The sequence below is a fragment of the Ilumatobacter sp. genome, from assembly GCF_041688325.1.
Classification (GTDB): Bacteria; Actinomycetota; Acidimicrobiia; order Acidimicrobiales; family Ilumatobacteraceae; genus Ilumatobacter_A.
Genome location: NZ_JBDNIJ010000279.1, coordinates 1 through 1,277, shown reverse-complemented (window position 1 = coordinate 1,277; position 1,277 = coordinate 1). Strand labels below are relative to the sequence as shown.

The 1,277-nt window shown below is 65.8% G+C and carries 2 protein-coding genes; both read left to right on the top strand.

The genetic code is table 11. From position 1 onward, the window contains the following. Positions 1 to 519, top strand: a 519-nt coding sequence (locus ACH2EI_RS15010) for a hypothetical protein (RefSeq protein WP_395160631.1), incomplete at its 5' end; no start/stop codon positions are given. Between the two features lie 166 nt (positions 520 to 685). Further along, positions 686 to 1,210: a hypothetical protein gene (locus tag ACH2EI_RS15005; RefSeq protein WP_395160629.1), complete on the top strand. Its 525-nt coding sequence runs from the start codon at positions 686 to 688 to the stop codon at positions 1,208 to 1,210. Positions 1,211 to 1,277: the final 67 nt, after the last annotated feature.

Sequence of the window (1,277 nt, the reverse complement as noted above, 5' to 3'; positions counted from 1 at the left end):
GCCGAGCGCTTCGGGCGCAGCTGGGCCATCGACCCCGACTCACTCCGCCGATACCGGCTCCTGAGGCCCCGGCGCGGTCGGCCCCTCTCCGAATCTGCCTCATGGAAACGCGTGCTCGACGCCGAACTGCCCGCCAACATCAACGAGGCCATCGACCTCGCTCGCCTCGTTCGGCGACGAAGCCGAAACGAGCGCATCCGGATCCTCCCCGCCCTCGACGGCCGCATCGACGACGACCCACGAGTACAGCATGGCGGCGCCCACGCAGCGATCCATCACGGCGCAGGCATCGGACGGCCCGACCAACGAGACATCTACATCGGTGCAGCCGACGCCGACTCATTCCGAGCCGACTATCGCGCCAACCCGAACGCCGACGACCCGAACGTCGTTCTGCGCATCGTCGACGGGCCCATTGCGTCCACCGACAAGTTCGTACCACCGATCGTCGCCGTGCTCGATCTGCTCGATGCCGCCGACACACGTGCGGCTGCCGAGGCACTCCGAGTTCTCCGATGACCATCACCGTCGACTTTGGTCAGTTGCACCCAGCCACGCACGCAACGTGGGCGGTCGTGGGCGGTCAGATGGTTGCAATCCACGCCACCGTCTGGGGCGTCGAACTGCCGCGGGCAACCGACGACGGAGACATCGTCGTCGACGTCCGCACGTTCACCCGCGAGCCTTGCGGCACGTCGCCGATGCGCTCGTCACCGACGGCTTCGACTCCGAACAGTCGCCGGAGGGAATCGTCAGATTCATCAAGGGCGACGCCAAGATCGACCTCCTCGCACCCGACGACCTCGGAGCCGATCCGGTCGAGACCGGAAAGGGACGCGTCGTGCAAGCGCCGGGAGCCACACAGGCGGTCGAACGCGCCGAGACCATCATCGTGGAACTCGCAAGCGAACGCTTCGAGGTCCGCACCCCGAACCTGCTCGGAGCGATCGTCGCCAAGTCAGCAGCTGCGACCGAAGTCGTGTCCGCCACCCGTTTCGACAAGGAGAAGCACGAGCGAGATCTCGCCACCCTCCTGATGTGTGCAGCACGAGATCCGCTGTTGGAACAGATGGCGACAGCGATGACGAAGAAGGATCGAAAGCGGCTGACCGCAGCGCGTCGAGCGTTCCACGACCATGCCCACCCCTGCTGGTCCGACGGCGCCAACCGGAACGACCTCAACACGGTCCTCGAACTGCTCCTCGAGTAGCTGACTTCCCCGAGTTCTCTGTCGGCTACGTGCGGCAAACGTTCCGTCTCAACGCCGAAGGCCACTG